Genomic DNA, 21907 nt, shown 5'->3' on the forward strand with positions numbered 1-21907 from the left:
GTCGAGGAGTCGCTCGTGGCCGTGACGCGACCTGGCCGGCGGCTGAGAGGCGAGTCCGGGTCCGGCCAGCAGCGCAGGCCCTACGCGGAGCGGCTCGCGGGCGTGTGCGCCTGGGTTGGCGGGGTAGACGGGACGCCCCCCACCGTTCGACTTCACGTCGGTGGTTGATGGAGCGGTATGGCGAAACCCGACCGGCCACTGTCAACGACGCCCGATCTGCGGCAGATCTGGACGATCCCTCAGTGAAGAGGGCCGCAACCGCCTCGGCTGGCCGCCGATTCGATCAGGAATCGAGAAGCGCCAGGGTTCCGTCAGTCCTAGCCTTCCTTCAGATGGCCGGCAGCACGCTGAGCCTTGACCGAAAGGCAGCCTGGGGAATGTCCGTGAAGAGTTCCACGAACGAGTCCGACGGCTTCAGCGCCGAGGAGCGCGCCGCGATGAAGGAGCGCGCCGCCGAGCTGCGCGCCGAGGGCAAGAAGGGCGCCAAGAAGGCCGACGGACTGCAGGCGGTCCTCGACCGGATCGCGCAGATGGCGCCGGAGGATCGTGCGCTCGCCGAGCGCGTGCACGTGACGGTGACCGACGCCGCCCCGGAGCTGTCGCCCAAGACCTGGTACGGGATGCCCGCCTACGCGAACGCGGACGGCAAGATCGTCGTCTTCTTCCAGGACGCGGGCAAGTTCAACTACCGGTACTCGACCCTGGGCTTCCAGGACACGGCCAACATCGACGACGGGGACATGTGGCCGGTGTCGTACGCGCTCCAAAAGTGGAGCCCCGTGGTAGAGAAGAAGGTGGTCGAGCTGGTGACGGCTGCGATCTCCTGACCGTTGCCGCGGCCGCCGCGGATGCGTCCTGGTCGCGTTTGGTTCGTTGAGGGACATGCCGGCCACGAAACACCACGCCGACGGAAAGGCCAAGGCAGCTCGTCGCGCACTGCGTGCGGCGCGCGGTCGGGCGTGTCAGTGCACTCGACCTTGGCGCACTCGTGGCCGAGTTCATCTACAGCACCAGATGCAACGGCCGTGGGCCGGCCTCGGTCAGGTGGTTTGCACGATCTGGATCAGGTTGCCGCAGGTGTCGTCGAAGACCGCTGTGGTGACGGTATCCATCTGCACAGGCTCCTGGGTGAACCGCACGCCCAAGCCGCGCAGTCGTTCAAATTCTGCGTGGACGTCCTCAACCGCGAAAGACGTGTACGGGATGCCGTCATTTACCAGCGCCACGGTTTGGCCGCGGGGTGTCCGTCTGGTTCGAGCAGCAACTCGCAGCCATCCGGATCGTCGGGCGAGACGACCGTGAGCCAACGGTCCTCGCCGAGCGGAACCTCCGTCTTCTTCACGAAGCCCAGCACCTCGGTATAGAACCGCAGGGCCTCGTCCTGGTTGTGGACGAGAACGCTGGTGACGTAGATGCCGCATCAGTTCTCCTTCGTTTCGCGGTTACGCCATCGATCGGTCAGGAGCTCCAGGGGTCCGGTGTCGATGTAGTGAAACTGGTAGCGACCCTCACGGTCCTCCCATCGTCGTCGCCGTCACCAAGATCAGCTCTCTGCGGTCGCCTGCGTTGACAACGGGTAGTCAAGAGCCAGGGCATCGTGTCCCGCATCAAGCGGAGCACGACATCGCCGGCAGCCGGCTGTCCGGTCTCAGCGCCTGGGTGACAGATCGGTATCTGGACCTGCGTGACACTCTGCCGAGCGTTGGTCGAGATCAGCGTGGAACGCACCGCTCCTAGCCGGCTCTGCCTTCCTCCACACACCGGCCAGCGCTCCGACCGCCACGGCCTCAGCGATCAGGCACCCCGCGAGGGACGCCAAGAGCTGAGGCTGAGCATCGAACAGATAGCCCTGGGCGGCGACCCACAACGCGAAAAGCGCGATGGCGACTGTCGTTGCTATGAGCGGGTATAGCAGGTCCTGCCTGCCAAGCAGCCCACGTAGGACCACCACAGCTATCGGCAGTGTCAGAGCGTGATACGGCAAGTAGACCGCAAAGTTAGCGGCAAACCGACCCCCGGCCTCCAGGTCGCCCCATGCCTGTTGGTTGTGCGGAGAGAAGATCAGGCCGTAGCCGAGCGCCGCCCAAGCGACTGCCACCATGGATGCGGCCAGTCGTCGCCATGCACGTCGGACCGCGAAGCTCGATGGTGACTTCTGCACGCGGGAGACGATAGTCCTGCGGTGAATGCCCTGGACAGAGCTGGGCTGCTTGTTGGCCACCCGCGGAGGCGGATCCGGTCGCCGCCCGCGACGCCAGCCGTCATCGGCGTCGACGCCAGCGCCCGCCAGCGCCTTCATCTCGGATGTCGCGGCTGGATTGTGGCCGGGATGTGCCATGGCGCCAACGTGCCGGTCGCCAGCCATTGCTCAGGTCGAAGGTGAGCCAGTTCCCTTCACGGATGACCGTGTCCCCTACCGATTTGATCTACAAGCTTGCAGACGGCGTGAAACGCAGCGCCATCGCTGGCACGATGCTGCGGGCGCCCGACGAATCACCGGCCGGCCGGGCCGAGCGCATGACCGCGCTGCATGCGGACCACGCCCGTGCCGTGCTGCGTCTCCTGGTCGTGCTGACCCACGGCCAGCGGCAGACGGCCGAGGATCTGGTCCAGGAGACGATGCTGCGGGCCTGGCGGCACCTCGATTCGGTGCCGGCCGAGCCCGATGCCGCCCGCCGGTGGCTCGTCACCGTCGCCCGGCGGCTCGTCATCGACGGCGTCCGGCTGCGGCGGTGCCGCCCGGCCGAGGTCCACCTCGTCGACATGACCTGGATACCCGCTGGTGACGACACCACCGGCACCGCGCTGGCGTCGCACGCCATCCGGCACGCGCTCGGCCGGCTGAGCCCGGCGCAGCGCAGTCTGCTCTCCGAGGTCTATTTGATCGGGCGGTCGCCGGAAGAGGTCGCGGGCCGGCTGGGAGTGCCGATCGGCACGGTGAAGTCCCGGACCCACCATGCGCTGCGCGCCCTGCGCACCGGCCTCGAGGCGGCCTGAACAGGAACGATTCGCAGCGCGCCCGGACGCTCTTCGACTGGCTCGACCGGCACGCCGACGGACTCGCCGATGGTCCGGCGGATCCGCGACCGGCTGCTCTGGCACCGGTGACCCGGACGCGGCGCCGGTGGACGCCGCGTCCGGGGCTCACCCTCAGTACCGGTAGGCGCGGATGATGGTCTGCTTGACCGTGTTACCGCTGGTGTCCGTCGCGGCGGCCCGCAGCGAGACGAAGCCGGTGCCGGCCGGGTTGCGCACCCAGGCGACCGCCTTCTCGCCGGACCGCCGCACGGTCAGCGGCCGCCAGGTCTTGCCGTCGTCGAAGGACGCCTCGACGGTCAAGGTCCTGGTCCGGCCCGGCGCCGCCCCGACCTGACGGTCGAGCGAGACCGGGATCGCGAACAGCCGGCCGGCCGGTGCCCGGTTGTCGATGTCGAGCTCCGGGGTGTACCGGATCGCCGTCATCGGCAGCTTCACCAGTTCGCCGTCGCTCACATGCGCCGACTTGAAGGTCCACTCCGCGTCGACCACCGTCGACAGGGTGAACGCCGGGTCGCTGCGGAAGGTCGCGGCGAGCCGGTAGTCACCCGTCTCCGCAGGCACGTTCCACACCCAGGGCGCCTCGTTCGCGTCGCCGACCTTGACCCCGTTGCGGTAGAGGGTCACCTGCACGCTGCCGCCGCGAACGTGTCGGAAGCCCATGTGCCCGGTGCCGTCGCCGTGCAGCGGCCCCGGCCCGCCGATCAAGTCGCCCCAGTAGCGGGTGGCGAACTGCTGGCCGAAGTTCGGCTCCGGGAAGACCGGCCCGGCCACCGCATTGGCCCACTTCACCGTGTACGCGCGCCCGGGCTGGAAGCTGGTCCACGCCGACTGGTAGTACGTGTACCTCAGCTGGGCCGAGGTCGACTGCCACACCGCCTGCTTGTCCTGGTTGTAGTACTCGGTGATGGTGCTCGGTACGTCGTAGGTGAAGCTCGGCGGGACGCTGCGCTCATCGCGGTAGATCGGCGAGTTGCCGGGCGCGTGCGCGACCGCGGTCCGCGCAACCGGCACGCCGGCCACGTCGGCGCTGATCCGGGAGCGGACCGTGGCGAAGTCACCCGCGCGCAGCGTGCGGGTCAGCCCGGTCATCATCTTCTTCGGCTCGTACAGGTAGACCCGGTAGGCGTACGGGCTGTTGTGCAGGCTGTAGTCCTGGGCCACCTGGCCCCACATGCCATTGACGTAGGAGACGAAGCCGGGCGTCTCGCCGGCCCCGATCTGCGCGGTCCGCAAGTGGTCGAAGGGGATGTTCATCAGCACGGCGAACAGGTCGTTGCTGCCCCATATCTGCGGCTGCTCGGTCCGGATCGTCCAGCCGAACTCCTGGTGGACCGCGGTGGCCTTCGGGTTCGGCACCGACACCGCGATCGGCTTCGCCAGGCGGGCGTCCATGGTGAGCGCCTGGTCCGTGGTCAGGTCCAGGCTCGGGCGCACCAGCGAAGTGATGTGCGGCGGCAAGAACGGGTCGCCGGTCACCAGGTAGGTCTGGACCAGGTAGCGGCCCGCGCGGACCCGGTACCTGGTGGCGGCGGGGTCGCCGAGCACCAGGATGGTCTGCCGGTCCAGGTCGGTCAGGACGGTCACCCAGCCCTGCTCGGGCGTGGGCGCTCCGCCGTCCGGCCCGACGAGCTTGAGGGTCAGCTGGTGGCGGGCGACGTCGAGCGCGACCGGGGTCTGCACCTGCGCGCCGCCGCCGGTGGCGGTCACCTCACCGCCGAAGTAGCGGTCGGGCAGGTCGGCGCCGGCCTGCACGTTGACGGTCACGGTGGCCGTGCCGCCGGCCGGGACCGTCACCGAGGAGGCGCTGAGGCTGAACAGGCCGGCCGGCGCCGAGGCGCCGTCGGCGTCCTTGGCGTCGAGGGAGACAGCCAGGGTGAGGGCCGAAGAGCCGCTGTTCGCGTACGTGATCGTGCTCTCCTGCGCAGCGGTGGTCCGCTCGAAGGCGACGCTGACCGGGCTCGCCGTGACGGTCTGCTGGATCGCCCGGCCGACGTCGAGGAAGCCCGCGCCCTGCTCGTAGACACCGATGGCGGCGCTCGGCTGCGCGGCTGCCATCAGCGTGGACTTGATCCGCTCAGGCGCCCAGTCCGGGTGCTGCTGGGCCATGATCGCCGCCGCACCGGCCACGTGCGGAGTCGCCATCGACGTGCCGTTGAGGCTGGCGTACTGCGGGTTCTCGTCGTCCGGCCACATGTCGGAGGTCGAGCTGCGGGCGGCGACGATGCCGACGCCGGGCGCGGTGATGTCCGGCTTGATGCCGGCGTCGCCCGCGCGCGGACCCCGGCCCGAGAACTCGGCCAGCTCGCCCGTCTTGGTCACGGCGCCCACGGTCAGCGCCTCGGCCACGCCGCCGGGCGAGCTCACCGTGGACTCGCCGGCCAGGCCGTCGTTGCCCGCGGCGACGACGAAGAGCACGCCGTAGCGGTGGGTGAGGTCGGCCAGGGCCGCCTCGATCGGGTCGGTCCCCGGGCTGTCCGGGCCGCCGAGGCTCATGTTGGCGACCTTGACGCCCTGCTGCGCCGCCCAGGTCATGCCGGCCAGGATCGCCGACTCCGGGCAGCCCACTTCGGTGCAGACCTTGGCGCTGTAGAGGGTCGCGCCGGGTGCCACGCCCTTGTAACGGCCCTGCGACGCGGCCGCGCCGCCGGCGATGGTGGAGGCGACGTGGGTGCCGTGGCCGACCCGGTCGAGGGTGTCCGGGTCGGCGGTGAAGTTCTCCGCGGCGGCGACGTGGCCGGCCAGGTCGGGGTGGGTCTGGTCGACACCGGTGTCGATCACGCCGACCTTCACCCCCGCTCCCGTCCAGCCGGCCTGCCAGGCCTTCGGCGCGCCGATCAGCGGGACGCTGACGTCGAGGGTGGGGCGGCGCAGCCCGTCGAGCCAGACTTTGTCGAACCCGGCCCGCAGTTGCCGCTCCCTGCCACTCGCGGCGGAAGTGACGTTGTTCCAGAAGGACACCGCGTCGGCGCGGCTCTCCTCGACAGCGCTCGCCCCGGAAAGCTTGCGGGTGGTCCGGGCGCCTCCGAGGCCGGCGGCGGCGGCATCGCTGTGCTGGACGATGAGCGGCAGGGTGGCCCGCGTGTCGTCGTAGCCGAAGCCGACCAGCATCGAGATGTCGAAGAGCCGCTCGTCGAGCTTGCCCCGGTTGAGCAGGCCGACGGCGTCGGCGGGGATGACCCGCACGTCCTCGCCGGCGCTGTGGGTGATGAACGGGATCCGTTCCCGTCCCTTGCCCGGCACGACGTCGACAGCCGTCTGGCCGTTCACAGTGCTGACGTGGACGGTGTCGCCGGTGAGCAGAGTGACCGTCCGGGGCTTGGACGCGACCGCGGGTGTGGTCGTCGGCTTCGCGGCCCCGGGCTGCGCCGACGCCGGCAAACCGCCCGGAGCCACCGCCGAGACGCCCAGCACCAGCAGTGCCAGCGCCGATAACTTGCGAACTGAAGGCATCATTCTCCCTGGATGAACGCGAGAGGTATCCGGATGCTCCGGACGTGACCGGCGGGTGAAAGTTCACCCCGAGTGATCTAGGTCACTTGGCCACGTTCGGCGCCGAGGAGTCGACCACCACGGTCTCCAGTGCCGTCGTCAGCGGCACTGTGGTCGCCGGCCAGGCCGGTGCCCCGAGCGGCTGTCCTCGCGGACGGTCTGATGCTGCAAGTCGGTGCCCCAGCAGAGCGGGAACGACAGTCGGGGTTCGGGTCACGCCCGCGGCGGTAGGCCCGCCACGTTCATGGTGAAGTGCGTCGCCGCCGGTGTGCGGGCCCCGTTCAGCCGCCCAGCCGCTGGCGGGCCAGGAACTTCGGCACCACCATCCGCCAAGCCTCGCTCACCAGCTCGATCATCCGGTCGTGGTCGAGACGGTCGAGATGGCAGCAGACCCACTGGAAGCGCAAGTCGGCCGGGCCGGGCAGGAAGAACAGCTCCGGCTCGGTGGCGACCAGGGCGGCGCGTTCCTCCCTGGGGAAGCCGAAACCCATAGTCGTCTCGTCGCGGGAGAACGCCACGTAGACGATCGCGCCAACCCGGAACTTCACCCGGTCGCGGATCAGGTGCTCGGTGGTGCGGGGCAGGGTGAGCGCCAGCGCCCGGACGTCGGCGACGGTGACCATGCCGGCACCCTAGCGGCGCCGTGCGACAGCTATCGGCCGCGTACCTGATTCACCCAGGGCCACGCTGGCCAGCACGGCTACCGGTCGTGCCCGGTCGGGCGGGCCATGTTGGACAAAGCGTCCTGCGGCGCTGCCGTGCGGAGGTAGTCGCGGCGCATCGTCCGCCGCTTGCGGCGGCACCGTTGGCACGCCCACGGAAGCGGCCACCACCGGCCGCAGATCCAACACTTCACGTCGATACCCCCGCGGACACCGTACGCGGAACGCCAACCTCATCGGTTGCGGCCACGTTTCGTCACTGCCCGACCTGCCGGCACCGGCACTCCGGCTGCCGACCGCACACTTCCTGTCCCTGGCGGTAACGCTTCTGCTCAACGGCGCCTCCGGACGACGGTCAGCGCAGCTGCTTCCCGTGTCCACACGTGACCGCTGCGCGCCACGGCCACTGGCCCACAAATGCCCACGACGGGTTGGATCCACGACCACTCCGCGATCTGCCTCCCATTCGGCCCGGCTTCGCCGGCGGCAGCGCACGGCAGGCGCGCCGGCCGCGCTGCTGGACCGGCGCGCCCTGGCCGTGCGCTCGCCCGGGACGGACGCACAGTTGTCACCAGCAAAGCCCACCACTGCCGGATCTGCAAAGGTGCGCGAGCGGAGTAGCCGTCTAGGGGGATTGTGGTCGCCTCAATCGCGGGATGGTCGCGGACCGGCTGGCCTCCTGATGCGGGCCTGGCTGGGAAGGAGTACCGTCGGGGACGGGTCAAGACGGGTGCCCTCGGCCGGCCGGTTCCGCCGCGCAACTGTCGCGGTGGGCGGCACTTTCCCGAGCTCTGCCGGAGAAGCCATGTCGTACGTCCCGCAGCGCCCCGAACGTGAGGGGTGCGATTCCTCAGACGGTCAATCTCCGCCACCAGGCGAGCCCATCATGTGTCTCACCATGGCCAGCGAGGGTCCGACCAGGTCGATCAGCGTCTCGGGTGAGATCGACATGAGTAACGCTCACCTGCTCGTGGACATGGTCGAGCTGGTCGCGGCGCCGCCCGCGCCGTGGGTCGCGCTGGACCTGTCGGAGGTCACCTTCTTCAGTGCGCATGGGATCAGCGCCCTGCTCCGAGCGCACCACCTGGTCACCTGTGCCGGAGGCGTGTTGACCCTGCCGGCCGTGTCACCGGTCGTCCGGTACATCCTCGGCGTGACGGGCGTCCACCACGTCTTCGGAGTCCACCCGCCGTCAGCACGGCGGGAGATCATCGCCCACCGGTCCCGGCTGTCCGGACGGCCAGCCACGCTGGTGCACCTACCCGCCCCGAATCGCGGCGGGGACCGGACTGGTCCCTCCCGCTACGCCTGATCACGAGCGGCGGGCGTCACCCTTCGCAACGTCCGTCGCCCGCCGCACCAGCGCTTCCGCCACCTCCCGGAGCTTGCGGTTGGAGTCCTGAGAAATCTTGACGAGCAGGGCGAAAGCCTCCTCGGCCGTGCAGCGCCGCTCCCCCATGATGATGCAGTGCCGACGAGGCGTTCGCCGTCCTCGCCAAGGTCTCTCAGGACTCCAATCGCAAGCTGCGTGAGGTCGCCGAGGCGCTGGTGGACCAGACCACCCGCGGACGGTGACCGTGAGGAATCGAACGCTCGCCTGAACCGAGTCGACCCGGCCGTCGTGACACCGGCTTGCTGACCGAGCGCCTGCTCTGCTCCTCGAAGCCGTCACGTGGCCGGCCATCGGGTCGCCACGCCTGGTCGGGTTAGCACCGGCCGTCCGGCCCCTGGCCCACTCCGGATGCCAGCCGGGGGATGGACAGCCCCGTCCCGCTTTTCGACGGGCCCGGCCCCTGGACGTCGGTCTACCTTGACGCGACGCGCGCCGGGGAGAACGCCGACCACGAGGTCGACCTGCGGTGGTCGGTGGGGACGTCCGCGCGGCGCAGCTCTTCGTCGAGCAGCTTCCTGATCGCTGGCGGGACCGGACCGTACGTACCGACGCCGGTTCCCGGCACGCCGGCGCCGACCTGGACGGCCTTGACGATGTGACGGTGCAGGCGGTGGCGGAGGTGGCGGATCGCCGTGCCCGCGATGTGATCGACCGGTACCGGGCCCAGCGCAGCGACCGCTCGGCCCCCACCGGTCTGGCCGAGGTCGTGGCCGGGTTGCAGCGTGGTCAGCTCGACACCGTCCTAATGGTGGACGACGCGTCGTCGACGGACACGCTGTGGATCAGCCCCGACGACCCGAACCTGGTCGCGGTGGACGAGCAGACGCTCCGCGACTTGGGCGTCGCGCACCCTCAGGAGGTACGTGCCGACGCCGCGCTGCTGCGGGCGATCGCGGGGACCGGCACCCGGCTCGTGCTCGTCAGTCCCGACGACGTGCCGCTGGAGCACGGCATCGGCGGCGTCCTGCGCTACGCCGACGCCAGCACCGTCGGCTCCTGACGGTCTGCGTGCGGTGGGCTTTCACCGCTTCGTTCACGCCAGCCATTGCCGCCCGCGCTCAGTCCTGGGGCGGGAGTGGCTCGTCCGGCAGGGGCGAGGGGCTCTCGTTCGCCGTCTCGAACGTCGCACGCCCGGCTTCCGGGGTGCTTCGCCCACCCGGTCCCCCGGTCGGCTGCTCGGGATGGGGGCCACCACCTGGTGCGGCGGGAGGCTGGACGGGCGTGCGGTCAGTGTCGCGCCGCTGGTCGTCGTCCGATCTGCTCATCCGATCCTCCTTCGGGGTGCCGTTGCCTCCCAGACGCCCCTCACGAGTGAACCCGTCTGTCCGATCACTGGTCCTCGCCTAGCCGGTCCGCTGACCGGCACACCCGGCGCCGACGGCTCCGCTGGTGTTAGGTCCGCCAGCGCAGGGGAAATCACCCCGGCCAGTACGGCCCGTTCCGGGCTCTGACACCTACAGGGGAGGCTGACATGGCCGATCGCGAGCGGCTTCACGACCTGCGGCAGCGCGCCCACGACGCGGGAATCCAGGGCAACTCGAAGATGACCGAGGACCAGCTGCGGGAGGCCCTGCGCAAGGTAGGCAAGGGCGCCGAACCACAGATGGCGAAGCGAGAAGCCAAGCGCTGACCGTCGGTCCGCCGACGCCAGCATCCGGTGGGGTGCTGGCGTCGCCGTCGGTCGGCATCGGCGTCACCGTCGTCCCGACCTTCCGCTACCCCGGTCCTCCGTGCCTTCTCTCCCGCGTGTGCCGGCATCGAATCTCCCAGCTCAGCTGATGGTCGCGGCTAGATCCCGGCATGCGCGCACTCGTTGAGCGCGTCGACGGTCACCCTTCCTGCGCTTCGCACGCGCCGCGGCCGCCTGCGCGCCGCCCGCGGAACCGGCGTCGTCCAGGGAGCCGCTCGACGCCACCGACACGTTCGTGCAGGTGCTCGAACTGGTGTTCGCGCTCAGGCCTTCACCGCGTCCATGGCCTTCTTCAGGGCGCGGGGAGCAGTCGGCTTCCGGGGCGCCTTCTTCATCATGTCGGCCAACCGCGCGCCGAGATCCTGCAACTGCTCAGGGCCGACACCCGCCCGCAGCTTGGGGAACCACTCCTGTTCTTCCTCCTCGATGTGGTGCGTGACAACCTCGATGAGGACCATGGTCTTGGCCTCGAAATGCTCATCATCGGGACTCATCATGGCGAGTTCGAAGCCGAGCACATCGGCGACATGATGCTCCTCGTACGATTCCAATACGGCCTCGTTGAGGTCGGGCAGCAGTCGACGCGCCTCCGGGTACATGCACTCATTCTCGATGTAGGTGTGCACAGTCAAGGCCTCGATAATCTGCTTGACCACCTGGCCCCTTTTACGGGTGTCGGAACTCGCGTCCTGGAATTCCTGGAACAGCCCGCGTATCTTGCGGTGGTCCTCGACGAGCAGGTCGATGGCGTCAGTCGGCATGTGGCTCCCTCGGATGGCTTTGGTGGCGTCTCAGAGCCTAGGACAGGCCTAACCCGTCATGCCGATGTTTCGGCAAGGCCGTACGGATGCAACGGTCGGTGCTGGCCGTAGCTCAATCCCGCTGCGCCGGTTGACCAGCGGCGTACCGCACCACCGCACGACTCTGCGGGCGATCAGCGACGACGCTTGCCAACACGTACTTTCAGCTCAGGGTCGCGTCGACCGGCGGGTGGCGGCTTGACGGCCTTGGTGTGGGGTAACCGTCGGCACATGCGGACCAGGGATCTGGTTGTTGTGGTCACCGGGGCGTCCAGTGGCATCGGGCGGGCGACCGCTCAGGCGTTTGCCGGTCGGGGCTGTGCTCTGGCGTTGGCCGCGCGTCGGGGTGACGCGCTGGAGCAGGTCGTACAGGAGTGCGTGGCGCGAGGTGGGCAGGCGATGGCGGTGCCGACAGATGTCAGCGACGCCGCCGCGGTCGAGGAACTCGCGCGGCGGACGCTGGAGCGGTACGGGCGCATCGATGTGTGGGTCAACAACGCCGCGCTGAGCATGTTCGGCCCGTTTCAGGACGTACCGTTGGAGGACTTCCGGCGGGTCCTGGACGTCAACGTGATGGGCTACGTGCATGGGGCGCGCGCAGCGCTGCCGGTCATGCGGGAGCAGGGCAGCGGCGTATTGGTGAACGTGTCGTCGATTGTCGGCGTGGTGGCGCAGCCGTACACGCACGCCTACACGATGGCGAAGTTCGCGATCCGGGCGCTGAGCGCCAGCCTTCGGCAGGAGTTGCAGGTGGAGGGCGTACGCGGGGTCGAGGTGTGCACCGTGCTGCCCGCGACGATCGACACTCCGCTGTTCCAGCACGCGGCGAACTACACCGGTCGGGCCGTGCGGGCGATGCCGCCGGTCTACCGGCCGGAGCGGGTCGCGCGGGCGATTGTGAACCTGGTGCGGCTGCCGCGGCGGGAGGTGGTTGTCGGCCCGGCCGGCCGCGCACTGGTGATGCAGTCCCGGTTGACGCCCAAGCTGGTCGAGAAGCTCATGGCCGTCCGGGTCGACCGGTCGCACCTGTCGCGGGGGCGGCCCGCACCCGCCAGCGCGGGGAATCTGTACCAGCCGGCCGCGGGGTCGGGGTCGGCGCATGGGGGCTGGGATCGCAGCCCGCGGGCAGTGCTGCGCCTGGCCGGTACCGCCGCGGCCTTACTGCTGGCCGCGACCGCGGCTGCGGGTCGCTGGCTATTGAGATGAGCGGCTGGTGGCGGTCCGAGTTCACCGCGGCGGCGGGTACGCGGATGCATGCCGGCGTCCTCGGCCCGCCGGTCGCAACCGACGTGGTGTGCGTGCACGGCCTCGGGTGCTCGCACCGCTACTTCCTGCCGTTCGCGCGGCGACTGGCGCCCGCGGCGCGGGTGGCGGCCCCCGACCTGCCCGGCTTCGGCCGCACGCGCGGCCCGCGAGAGGCGCTGGACGTCCGGGGGCTGTCCCTGGCACTGGCCGATTGGTTACGGGCGACGGCACGCGGCGGCGCACTGCTCGTGGGCAACTCCGGCGGATGTCAGGTCATCGTTGACCTCGCCGTGCACGCCCCGCAGTTGCTGGGTCCGGTCGTGCTCAACGGGCCGACGGTGGACCGGCACACTCGCTCACCGCTACGCCAGCTCTTGCGAACATTTGCCAACAGCCGGCTGGAACGCCCGACTCTGAATCTCGTCATCGCCCGCGACTACGTGGACTGCGGGCCGCGCCGGTTGCGTGCGACCTTCTACCACCTGCTCGGTGACCGCATCGAACGCAAGCTGCACCACGTGCGTACGCCGGCTGTGGTCGTGCGTGGCTCCCGCGACCTGATCGTGTCGAGGCCGTGGGCCGAGGAGGTGGTCGCCGCACTGCCCGACGGTCGTCTCGCCGAAGTGCCCGGCGCCGGCCACGCCCTCAACTACTCGGCCCCCGACGAGCTGGCGCGGATCACCCGGTTGCTCCTCGAGGAGACGGCGACGTCGTCATGAGGCTCGACCGCAGACGGGCCCGGGTGGCGCGCCTGGTCACCGACTTCGACTCGTCCGTGAACATGGTCCGCGCCCTCGGCCGGTTCCTGCGGGGCAAGGATCACCGTGGCATGTCCGTGGGCCCCGGCTCCGCCCGGCTCGCCGACGCGGTGTCCGCGCTGCCCGCCCCGCTGCGGCGGCGGATGTTCATCGAGATGGGCGCCTTGCAGGGCATCCCGCTGGACCGTCTCGGCCAGGTCCGGGCCGAGGACCTCGCATACTGGGCGACCCGGCAGTACCCGGACGGACCCTACCCGGTGGTGGTGATCGGCGCGGCCAGCGGAGCCGGCCTGCACCTGGCTGCCGCGTCGGGCGCGCCGTACCTGCCGCAAACGGTGCTCGTCGCCCTCCGTGACCGCACCAGCCATCCCGACGACCCGGCCGGCGCGATGCGCGCGGTCGCGCCGCTGGCCGCCCGCGTCGCTCGGGACAACCCGGACCTCGCCGTCTACCACATGCACGACCCGGCCCAGGACCGTCCGATGCTCGAGCGGATGGCCTACCTGCGGCTCAAGCGTCTACGGCTCGGCCCGACCTACGAGCGCTTCCTCGCCGAGCGGCTCAGCCCCGGCGGCACCATCATCCTCCTCGAATGCAGTCGCGACTGGCGCACCACCCAGGTGGCCGACCGCACCTACTTCCAGTTCGGCGCTCTCGGCGGCGTTCCCGAAGAGGAGTACTTCGACGGTGGCGAGCGGATCGCTGAATACCTCGCCCGCCAGGGCTCGCAGCGGTGGCGGCCGCCGCGACCGGACGCCCGCCGACCGGAAGCCGAGTGGGGCTTCGACCCGGCGCTGCGCCCCGACGTCGAACACCTTGCCCGCCGAGCAGTGGCGCGACCTCGCCGACTCGCGGGCCCACGTCAGCGGCGGCCTCATCGGCGTCGACGAGCAGGCGTATCCCGGTCGATGCCGGAAGCACCCTCCGCTACCAGCCCGCCTACCAGGCACTCTCCCCGCGTCACCCGCAACCCCCACCGCTACCGGCCGACGACATCGACCAGTTCCTCGCCGGCACCGACGGGACATACCCAGTCGAATGGATCTGACTCGACTCCGGTGACGTCAGCCCTTGGACGGTTGGTTGCCGGTACGAGGAGCTCGGCGCGGGTGGGGCGGTTGGCGCCGCGGCGAGCGCTGGTGTGCGCCGCCACCTCGGCGGACAACTCGGCCACCTCGGTGACCAGCTTCGCTGATCCCAACGCCCGTACACAGGTTCGTTGGCACAGTGATTGAGTGGCCACCAACGCGTCGGGGGTCGAGCGGCTGCGTGCCGCGGTGTCCAGGCGGATTCGGTTCGCTCCCGGCGATGTGACGCGCCTGGAGCTCTTCCTCGACCTGGTCTTCGTCTACGCCTTCATCAACGTCACCGAGCTGATGTCGGCGAACTTCCACCCGGTCGGCCTGGTCCGGGGATTGCTGGTGGTTGCGCTGCTGTGGCGGTGCTGGGTGTCGTACGCCTGGCTCGGGAACATGGTTCGCTTCGATCGCGGCATCATGCCGCTGATCGTCTTCGGGGCGGCGGCCTGCATCTTCGTGGTCGGCGTCACCCTTCCGGAGGCGTTCGCGGACCGATCGCATGGTCTGCCGGGCCCGCTCGTCTTCGCCATCGCGTTCGTGCTGGTTCGCCTCGGGCCGCTGATGGTCGCGACCGTCGCTGTGTGGAACTCCGATGGCAGGCGCGCTTTCGTTCGACGGGCGTGGATGCCGCTGTTCGTCAGCGCGCCGTTGCTGCTGGCCTCCGCATCACTTCCCTTGCTGCTGCCGACGTGGGCACCGGTGCACCTCGTGCAGCTGGTGCTGTTCGCCGTGGCCACTGGTGCCGACTTCCTCGGTCTGGTGGCGCTCGACGCGGGTGACTGGCAACTCACGTCGGTGGGCCACTGGGCGCAGCGCCACAGCCTGATCGTGCTCATCGCCCTGGGTGAGACGATCATCTCGATCGGCACCAGTCGTGGGCTGATCGGTGATCCGCCCATCACCTGGTCGGTGATCGTCGGATCGGCTCTGGGCTTCGTCGTCGTGGCGGTGCTGTGGTGGGCCTACTTCGACATCGCCAGATTCGCCGCGGAGCAGTCACTGCAGCGTCTCCCGACTGGCGCCCGGTCGCTGTTGGGCCGCGACGCCTACGCGCTGCTGCACCTACCGATGGTGGGTGGCCTCATCCTGCTCGCGCTCGGCCTCAAGCACGCCCTGAGCTCGACGGAGGTGAGCACCGCGGATCGCTGGGACACGGGCAGTGTGCTCGTCCTCTACGGCGGAGCGGTGCTCTACCTGCTCGGGCTGCTGGCATTCGAGAAACGCAGCATCAACCTGATCGGTCGCAGTGTGGTGCTCGGCATCGTGCTGCTCGTCGCCGTGACTCCCGTGGCCCTGGGTATGCCGACGCTGGGATCTCTGGCGATTCTCGCCGCCGGTGCGGCCGCTGTCGTGGTGGCCGACCGTACCGTCTTCCATGGTCGGCATCGCCGGTTACACGGCGATATTGCCGGCACGGTGGGGCGAGTGGTGGCGGTGCGGCCCAACGAGCTCTTCCTCGACCTGATGGTCGTGTACGCGTTCATCCAGATCACGGTCCTGGTGACCCGTCAGCCGTCGCCGGCGGGGGTGCTTCAGGGCCTCGGCGTCCTGGTCCTGCTGTGGTGGTCCTGGTGCTTCTACGCCTGGCTGGGCAGCGCGACGCCCCACGTCACCACATCGGTGCGGGTGACCACACTGACGGCAGCAGCGCTGACCCTCGTACTCGGCATCGCCACCCCACAGGCGTTCAGTCGCGTTCCCGGCGGGCTACCCGGCCCGCTGATCGTCGTGACCTGCTACGTGGCGATTCGGGTGCTGCACTTCGCCTCGTTCTGGTGGTTCACGAGGGCGGATCCAGCGCTGCGAGCCCAGGTGTCCCGGGCCGCCGTACCCGCCGCGGCGGCGTTGTCGCTGCTGGTGGGCGCGACGCTGACCTTTCCCGAGAACGGGGAGGCCATCTCGCCGGTCAGCGCAGCGTGCTGGGCGGCGGCGTTGGTGGTGGACCTCGCGGGCGGCTACCTGATCGGTCCCCGCAACTGGCGGATACGCTTACTCGAGCACTGGACGGAGCGGTATCACCTCATTGTTCTGATCGCCTTCGGTGAGGGGTTCATCTCCACCGGCGTTGCTCTGGCGGCCACCCCGATCTCCCTGGCCGCCCTGCTCGCCATCGCGTTCATCGTCACCCTGCTCGCCGCCCTGTGGTGGACCTACGTCGGCACCGACCGCCTGCTTCGCCAGCGCCTGCCTCAGGTGTCGAACGCTCTGCGCCGGGCGGCGCTGGCCCGAGATGCCTACACCTATCTGCATCTGCTGACCGTCGCCGGGCTGATCTTGGTCGCCTTCGGCCTGACGATGACGCTCGAGCAGGTGGCGGACCGGCCGGCCGCGTCGTTGGAGCCCATGGGTCACGCCGCACTGTACGGAGGCGTGGTGCTCTTCCTTGCGGGTGACCAGCTGATCTGGAGGCGCGCTCATGGCGGCGTCTGCCGCCGGCGGCTGCTCGGGATGCTGGTGGTGGCGCTTGCCGCTCCGGCAACGATCCTGCTACCCAGTCTCGTGGCGCTGGTACTGCTCGCGGCGGTCGGTCTCGCGGTCGCCACGACCACACCGCTTCCTGCCGTCGAGACTTCCTCCGCCAATCAGTAGGCCGGCAGCCGTTAGGCCCCGGCTTCGCCGGCCCGGCGCACCGACCGAGCGGTCTCATCAGCGGTGTGGCGGACGAGGTGGTTGGCGTGTGTGCGCTCCAGGCCGGTGGCGCGCAGCAGGTCACTTGCGGCGGTACGAACCTGCGCCACCACGACGGTGCCGGACAGGTGGGTACCTTCAGCGGCGGCCCTGGCGGCATTCTGGACGGCACGCAACGCCCGCCGACGAGTGTCTTCGAGGTCGCTGCCGCTGCGCAGCTCGACGTGTAGGGTCTGCACGGCCTCGGCGAGGCCCGCGACCGCCGCGGGCAGGCTGTCCGGAATCGGCTCGTCGTCCTCGATCACGCTCACCGCCCGCCGCATGAGGCCGCGGCTGTTTCCGAGTGTGCGCAGCAGATGATCGGAAGCTTCTCGGTAACGAGCGAGGGCATGGCGTCGGTGCCACCGCACTGGCGCCAGGGTCACGACCTCGCCGGCGCCCTTGAGCGCTTCGGCGAACCGGCCCAGATCCTCGGAGATGCTGCGGAGGCGGTCGAGGGCTCGTTGGGCGCTTCGCTGATCACGCTGCGCCAGGGCGTGTGCCGTCGTCTCCAATTGTTCGTGGAGTTCCTCGAACACCGGCACGGCGGTCCTGTCCAGGATCCGAAGCGGGTTGAGTGGTAGCAGCAGTATCACCACGACGAGACCAACCGCACCCCCGACCGCCGCGTTGATGAGCTGGGAGAATTCCACGTCCGGTGCGGAGGCGAGAGCGTGGCGATGAGGACTGCAGTTCCGCCGGCCTGGGTCAGCAGCACGCCCCGTCCGGTCAGGGCGACGGCGACGATCACCGCGAGTGTGACGATCAGGCCGGTCTGCCAGGGCCCTGTGCCGAGCACCATGAGCAGCACGTCTCCGGCCGCGATGCCGATCGCCACCCCGGCCAGTACGGTGAGTGACCGGCGAACCCGCTCACCAACCGACGCCGCGACGATGCCGACGGCGGTGATGGGCGCGAAGGTCGGCTCCTCGTTACCCAGCACCTCTCGGGCAAACCACCAGGCCAGTGCTGCGGCGAGCCCTGCCTGGAGGGCAAGGATGGAATAGATCCGCAACTGCCGGATGCGGATCTGACCGGTGGTGGCGCTCAGCTGCCGCCACCTCTGCAGGGAGGCCTCGATGCGGCGCCCCTCATCGTCGGTGTCCCGCTGGCCGCGCACATCCGATCTCCCCATGCGATGCCTATCTCCTGCCTCGTGTCGAACTGACCGACGAGCTTGCGTGCCACGCCCGCTCCAGTGCCGCCCGGTTGTCGCGCAGCAGCGACCCCAGGTCGGTGTTGTAGAGGGAGTCGGGGACGTTCTGGGGTACCCCGCCCCCACCAGGCCAACCCCTGCCTCCGCACCGATGAGCGCACGCACGATGACGGCAGACGCCGCTCACGGTTCAGGGGGCCGATGACATTCAGTCGAGCCGGGTGGCGAAGCAACGTATCGGTTCGGACCACGCCTTCGGGTCCAGCCACGGGAAAGTGTGGGCGCCGGCGACTTCGACGTACTCGCCGGTGGACGGTAGAGCCGCCAGCTGACGGCCCCACCGGGCCGTACTGATCAGGTCGTCGCGCCCGCGGATGACCAGCAGCGGAACCGTGAAACGGGCCACGGGTTCCTCGATCGAGTGGTCGAGATGTGCGCGTGCGAGGTGCAGCATGCGGCGGAGGCCCGCCCGCTTCCACTCGGGGCGGTGTGACTCGGTCAACCCCGGTGGCTCCCGGCGCCCGTCCAGTCGCCAGCGAATGAACAGGCGCAGCGGGCTCCGAGCGACGGGATCAATCGTGGGGCTGGCGAGGACGACACGATGCACATCGGGGTGGCCCACCGCCGCCTGCGCGGCAACCTGGGTTCCGCTGGAATGGCCGGCGAGCACCACCGGACCAAGTCGCCGGGCGGCAAGCCAGTCCGCGACCGCCTCACCGAACTGAGCCACGGTCAGCTCGTGCGGCGGATCACCGCTACCCGCGAAGCCAGGTAACTCGACCAGGTGCGCACGGGTCCATTCGCCGAGGGCGCCGAGGCCTGGCATGAGGTAGTCGGCCACTCCCATGCCCTGGACGAGCACCAGCTCGGGCGCATCGGACCGCGGCTCGCCGACCGCCCGGCTGCGCATCCGGCCAAGCGGACCGTCGTGGTACGAGGTCGTCACATCCGTGGGAGACGGCGGCGCGTACCGTTGGGCCTTCTTCTGCATAGCTCGGGTGTACCCGACAGCCGCGGACGGAACCGGGCGTACCGGACGACTTCCGGGGTAACCGCCTGCGGGAGGTGAGATGAAACTACCCCGCGAGGTGGCGGCGTTCGACTCCGCTTCGGCCATGGTCATGGCAACTGCCCGTTTCCTGCATGACCGCGACACCCCACCGTTGGGCACGCCAGCCGGCCACCTCCTGCATCCACTCGCGGTCGCCGCCAACCGGCTCCCGGTCCGGGTGCGAGAGACGATCTACAGCCTGGCCAGCGGAGCCGAGGCACGGCCGGCGGCGCGGCTGGCAGCCCTCGACATCGAGGACGTCGCCGCCGCGATCGTCGGACTCTATCCGCGGCGCCGGTATCCGGCGGTCATTGTCGGCTCCTCCAGCGGGGCGCTCGTGCACTTGTGCGCGGCCCTCGGTATCGCGTGGTTGCCCCAGACGCTTCTGCTCCCGCTGCGTCAACGGCATGTGCCCACTGATGACCCGATGCGAGCCGTACACGCCTTCGACGCCACCGCGCGTGCCCTGTTGACTCGCAACCCCCACTTCGCGCTTCACCACATGCATGACCCGAACCAGGATCGGTTGACGTCGCGGCGGATGGCCTACTTCCGAGTGAAACGCACCCGCCTTGGACCCGCGTACGAACGATTCCTGACCGACACGCTCGAGCCCGGCGGCGTCCTCCTGCTCGCCGAGTGCAACCGGCGATGGCCCACCACCAGGGTCGGGGAGCGACACGTCTTCCAGTTCGGTGCCCTCGGCGGGCTGCAGCCGTCGCAGTACCACCAGGGCGATCCCCGAATAGCCGCCTACCTACGCCGTTACGGAGTCGAGCGGACACGGTGGGAGGCGCCGCGGCCCGACGGCGACAGTCCTGAGGCGGAGTGGGGGTTCGACCCGGCGCTACGGGACGACGCGATCGCGTTCGCGCGCCGGCACGGCTATCAGGTACGGCGACTGACCTTCGACGACCCCGAGGACCTCAGCCCACTCGTCGCCGACCTGTATCGCTGGTGGAACCGCCGCCGCGGCCTGCCGACCGATCGACTGCTGGTGGAGTCATTCATCCTCATCGACCCCTGGTGGACTCTGCGGACCGGTTGCGTGCCTTACTGGAGCACATTCCCCGTCCAGCGGTCAGCTGAGGCGCTAACACACTATCTCCATCAGTCGAACGCTTACGACTTCATCCATCTCATGCTGTTCTGCCACGGCGTGGAATCCGCGGGACTCGCAACCGTCGACCAGTGGCAAGCGGTGCTACAGCATGCTCGAGTGGCGGGATCGTTCGCGGGAGTAGAGCCGGGTCGGTACCCGAGCGACCTCGCGACGTTCTTCCGCTACCAGTCGGCGCTGCGCGCCATACCCGCCCGGCACCCGATCCCCGAGCCACTCCCGTTGAGGGAGTTCGACAAATTCTTCGCGCAGCATCGCCATCGCTACCCTGCGGTGAAAATGCAAGGCTGAAGGCGGTCCCGTCGCTGCGATAACACCCGCCCGCCGACGGCATGGCGGATCCCGAGGCACGTCTCATGCCCTTTTCGGCCGAATGGGAGATAGACGGCCGTGCCCAGCCGGTTGGCCCAGGCCCGCCATCGTGTAACCGCCCGGACCGGGCTTCTTCCGGGTGGACGACGTCCACTCGGCGCCGTGCGGGCGTTGTGGGGGGTGAGCATGGGCGGCATGGGGCTTCGGGGAGGCGGCGGGCGGGACCTGCTGGAACGCCGCGAGGACGTGCGCCAGGCGAACTTCCTAGAACTGTTCGTCGACCTGGTGCTGGTGTTCGCCCTGGCCGGGGTCGTCAGCCGGGTCGTGCAGGACATCACCGCCGACGACCCGTTCGTCCGCTGGCGATCGCTGGCCTACCTACTGGTGCTCGCGCTGCCGCTGGTCTGGCTGTGGATCACCACAGCGCACATCACCAGCTGGTTCGACCCCCGTCGCCGCAAGATCCAGGGGATCGTGCTGGCTAGCGCGTTCGGACTTCTGATCATGGCCTCGTCGCTGCCGTACGCGTTCGTCGGCCGCGGCTGGGCGTTCGTGCTGCCGTACGTGATCCTGCACTGCGTCCGACCGCTGATCCTCTTGCCGAGCGTGCGCGGGCACGTCCTGCGCGGCCTCTACCGCCGGTCGGTGCTGTGGTGCACGCTGACGGCGGGGATCTGGTTCGCGGGCGCGGCGGTCAGCGGCGACGCCCGCGCTGCCGTATGGGCGGTCGCGGTGACGGTAGACATCGTGGCCGCGCAGCTGCGCTGGCCGGTGTCGGGCATGCCCCGGCCACGGGTCAACGCGTGGGCCATGGACAGCGGCCACCACCTGCCCGAGCGCTACCAGCAGCTCCTGATGATCGCCCTCGGGGAGACTGTGCTGGCCGTGGGTATCGCCTTCACCGACCGGTCGATCACACCGGCGACGTCGGTGGCGCTGGTGGTGGCGTACCTGTCGACGGTGCTGCTCTGGCGCATCTACTTCTACCGCTCCGGGCAGGTCCTCGCCGACGCCGTCGCCGCTTCCGGGGACCGGCTGGCCGCCGGCCGCGCCACCGGGATCGCCCACGTCGTCATGGTGATCGGCATCGTCGCCACCGCCGTCGGCTACGAGATCCTGCTCAAGCATCCCACCGACCGGCCCGAGCCGGTGTGGTTGGCGGTGATCCTCGGCGGCCCGGCGCTGTTCCTCTACGGCCGCATCCGCCTGGAGCGCGTCGTGTTCGACCGGCTCTCGATCCGGCGGATCGTGGCCATCGCGGTCCTGGCGGTCATGGCCGTGCCGCTGTATCTCGCCACACCGCTGGCCGCCGCGGTCGCGGCCGCGCTCGTGCTGCTGGGCGTTGCCCTCGCCGACGCATCCCACGCCGCCGGTCGCCCGCCGGAGGCGCCGTCCCCGGCGCACTGACGCGGTGGACGGCGACGATCCGGGCCAGAGCTGCGGCGG

18 protein-coding genes and 3 pseudogenes are annotated in these 21907 nt (G+C 69.8%); 12 read left to right on the forward strand and 9 right to left on the reverse strand.

Annotated elements, in window-relative coordinates; translation table 11 throughout:
- Nucleotides 1-377 precede the first annotated feature (377 nt).
- Nucleotides 378-827: an iron chaperone gene (locus ACTMS0_RS17445; RefSeq protein WP_441156267.1), complete on the forward strand. Its 450-nt coding sequence runs from the start codon at nucleotides 378-380 to the stop codon at nucleotides 825-827.
- A 213-nt stretch (nucleotides 828-1040) separates the two neighbouring features.
- On the opposite strand, the pseudogene ACTMS0_RS17450 reads toward ACTMS0_RS17445, so the two are convergent.
- Together ACTMS0_RS17450 and ACTMS0_RS17455 are read right to left on the reverse strand one after the other, a co-directional pair.
- Nucleotides 1041-1414: pseudogene (locus tag ACTMS0_RS17450) on the reverse strand (VOC family protein).
- A gap of 234 nt (nucleotides 1415-1648) precedes the next feature.
- Nucleotides 1649-2338 carry a hypothetical protein gene (locus ACTMS0_RS17455; RefSeq protein WP_441156268.1) on the reverse strand — a complete coding sequence of 230 codons (690 nt, stop codon included), beginning with the start codon at nucleotides 2336-2338 and terminating at the stop codon, nucleotides 1649-1651.
- Between the two features lie 62 nt (nucleotides 2339-2400).
- Here ACTMS0_RS17455 and ACTMS0_RS17460 point away from each other — a divergent pair, with 62 nt between their 5' ends.
- Nucleotides 2401-2997, forward strand: coding sequence for a sigma-70 family RNA polymerase sigma factor (locus ACTMS0_RS17460; protein ID WP_441156269.1), 597 nt, complete (start codon nucleotides 2401-2403; stop codon nucleotides 2995-2997).
- Between the two features lie 153 nt (nucleotides 2998-3150).
- Here ACTMS0_RS17460 and ACTMS0_RS17465 read toward each other — a convergent pair whose 3' ends face one another.
- Both ACTMS0_RS17465 and ACTMS0_RS17470 read right to left on the reverse strand, forming a co-directional pair.
- On the reverse strand, nucleotides 3151-6489 hold the full coding sequence (locus ACTMS0_RS17465) for a S8 family peptidase (protein ID WP_441156270.1): 3339 nt from the start codon (nucleotides 6487-6489) through the stop codon (nucleotides 3151-3153).
- A 320-nt stretch (nucleotides 6490-6809) separates the two neighbouring features.
- On the reverse strand, nucleotides 6810-7151 hold the full coding sequence (locus tag ACTMS0_RS17470) for an MmcQ/YjbR family DNA-binding protein (RefSeq protein WP_441156271.1): 342 nt from the start codon (nucleotides 7149-7151) through the stop codon (nucleotides 6810-6812).
- Between the two features lie 937 nt (nucleotides 7152-8088).
- Between ACTMS0_RS17470 and ACTMS0_RS17475 the strand changes: the two genes are divergently transcribed.
- The gene (locus ACTMS0_RS17475; RefSeq protein WP_441156272.1) at nucleotides 8089-8502 is read left to right on the forward strand and encodes an STAS domain-containing protein; all 414 of its coding nucleotides are present in this window, start codon (nucleotides 8089-8091) and stop codon (nucleotides 8500-8502) included.
- On the opposite strand, the pseudogene ACTMS0_RS17480 reads toward ACTMS0_RS17475, so the two are convergent.
- A pseudogene (locus ACTMS0_RS17480) lies at nucleotides 8503-8655 on the reverse strand (ANTAR domain-containing protein); the annotation flags it as partial. It abuts the gene before it with no gap.
- Here ACTMS0_RS17480 and ACTMS0_RS17485 point away from each other — a divergent pair.
- From ACTMS0_RS17485 to ACTMS0_RS17495, 3 genes and pseudogenes are all read left to right on the forward strand, one after another.
- A pseudogene (locus ACTMS0_RS17485) lies at nucleotides 8655-8765 on the forward strand (ANTAR domain-containing protein); the annotation flags it as partial. The pseudogenes ACTMS0_RS17480 and ACTMS0_RS17485 sit on opposite strands and share 1 nt — an antisense overlap.
- A 284-nt stretch (nucleotides 8766-9049) precedes the next feature.
- A complete protein-coding gene (locus tag ACTMS0_RS17490) occupies nucleotides 9050-9583 on the forward strand; it encodes a baeRF2 domain-containing protein (protein ID WP_441156273.1) in 534 nt (177 codons plus the stop codon).
- A 471-nt stretch (nucleotides 9584-10054) separates the two neighbouring features.
- Nucleotides 10055-10213 carry a hypothetical protein gene (locus ACTMS0_RS17495; RefSeq protein WP_441156274.1) on the forward strand — a complete coding sequence of 53 codons (159 nt, stop codon included), beginning with the start codon at nucleotides 10055-10057 and terminating at the stop codon, nucleotides 10211-10213.
- A 323-nt stretch (nucleotides 10214-10536) separates the two neighbouring features.
- On the opposite strand, the gene ACTMS0_RS17500 is transcribed toward ACTMS0_RS17495, so the two are convergent.
- Nucleotides 10537-11034, reverse strand: a complete 498-nt coding sequence (locus ACTMS0_RS17500) for a hemerythrin domain-containing protein (protein WP_441156275.1) — start codon at nucleotides 11032-11034, stop codon at nucleotides 10537-10539.
- A gap of 270 nt (nucleotides 11035-11304) precedes the next feature.
- Here ACTMS0_RS17500 and ACTMS0_RS17505 point away from each other — a divergent pair, with 270 nt between their 5' ends.
- The 4 genes from ACTMS0_RS17505 to ACTMS0_RS17520 are packed head-to-tail and all read left to right on the forward strand — an operon-like array spanning nucleotide 11305 to nucleotide 16744.
- Nucleotides 11305-12279 carry an SDR family oxidoreductase gene (locus ACTMS0_RS17505; RefSeq protein WP_441156276.1) on the forward strand — a complete coding sequence of 325 codons (975 nt, stop codon included), beginning with the start codon at nucleotides 11305-11307 and terminating at the stop codon, nucleotides 12277-12279.
- Nucleotides 12276-13037, forward strand: a complete 762-nt coding sequence (locus ACTMS0_RS17510; RefSeq protein ID WP_441156277.1) for an alpha/beta fold hydrolase — start codon at nucleotides 12276-12278, stop codon at nucleotides 13035-13037. Before ACTMS0_RS17505 ends, ACTMS0_RS17510 begins: the two co-directional genes overlap by 4 nt.
- Nucleotides 13034-14311: a hypothetical protein gene (locus ACTMS0_RS17515; RefSeq protein ID WP_441156278.1), complete on the forward strand. Its 1278-nt coding sequence runs from the start codon at nucleotides 13034-13036 to the stop codon at nucleotides 14309-14311. Before ACTMS0_RS17510 ends, ACTMS0_RS17515 begins: the two co-directional genes overlap by 4 nt.
- Nucleotides 14312-16744 (forward strand): low temperature requirement protein A, encoded by a 2433-nt coding sequence (locus tag ACTMS0_RS17520; RefSeq protein WP_441156279.1) that lies wholly within the window; start codon nucleotides 14312-14314, stop codon nucleotides 16742-16744.
- A gap of 11 nt (nucleotides 16745-16755) precedes the next feature.
- Here the strand turns inward: ACTMS0_RS17520 and ACTMS0_RS17525 are convergent, their stop codons facing one another.
- The 3 genes from ACTMS0_RS17525 to ACTMS0_RS17535 all read right to left on the reverse strand — a co-directional run bounded on the left by ACTMS0_RS17525 (nucleotide 16756) and on the right by ACTMS0_RS17535 (nucleotide 18969).
- Entirely contained in the window at nucleotides 16756-17475 is a 720-nt protein-coding gene (locus tag ACTMS0_RS17525) for a hypothetical protein (protein WP_441156280.1), read from the reverse strand.
- The gene (locus ACTMS0_RS17530) at nucleotides 17415-17942 is read right to left on the reverse strand and encodes an FUSC family protein (protein WP_441156281.1); all 528 of its coding nucleotides are present in this window, start codon (nucleotides 17940-17942) and stop codon (nucleotides 17415-17417) included. Before ACTMS0_RS17530 ends, ACTMS0_RS17525 begins: the two co-directional genes overlap by 61 nt.
- A 244-nt stretch (nucleotides 17943-18186) precedes the next feature.
- On the reverse strand, nucleotides 18187-18969 hold the full coding sequence (locus ACTMS0_RS17535) for an alpha/beta fold hydrolase (protein WP_441156282.1): 783 nt from the start codon (nucleotides 18967-18969) through the stop codon (nucleotides 18187-18189).
- Nucleotides 18970-19048: 79 nt separating this feature from the next.
- On the opposite strand from ACTMS0_RS17535, the gene ACTMS0_RS17540 reads away from it, so the two are divergent.
- Nucleotides 19049-20440, forward strand: a complete 1392-nt coding sequence (locus ACTMS0_RS17540; RefSeq protein WP_441156283.1) for a hypothetical protein — start codon at nucleotides 19049-19051, stop codon at nucleotides 20438-20440.
- Nucleotides 20441-20656: 216 nt separating this feature from the next.
- Nucleotides 20657-21868 (forward strand): low temperature requirement protein A, encoded by a 1212-nt coding sequence (locus ACTMS0_RS17545; protein ID WP_441156284.1) that lies wholly within the window; start codon nucleotides 20657-20659, stop codon nucleotides 21866-21868.
- The last annotated feature ends 39 nt before the right edge of the window (nucleotides 21869-21907 follow it).

The sequence above is a fragment of the Micromonospora sp. H33 genome, assembly GCF_052068455.1.
Lineage (GTDB): Bacteria > Actinomycetota > Actinomycetes > Mycobacteriales > Micromonosporaceae > Micromonospora.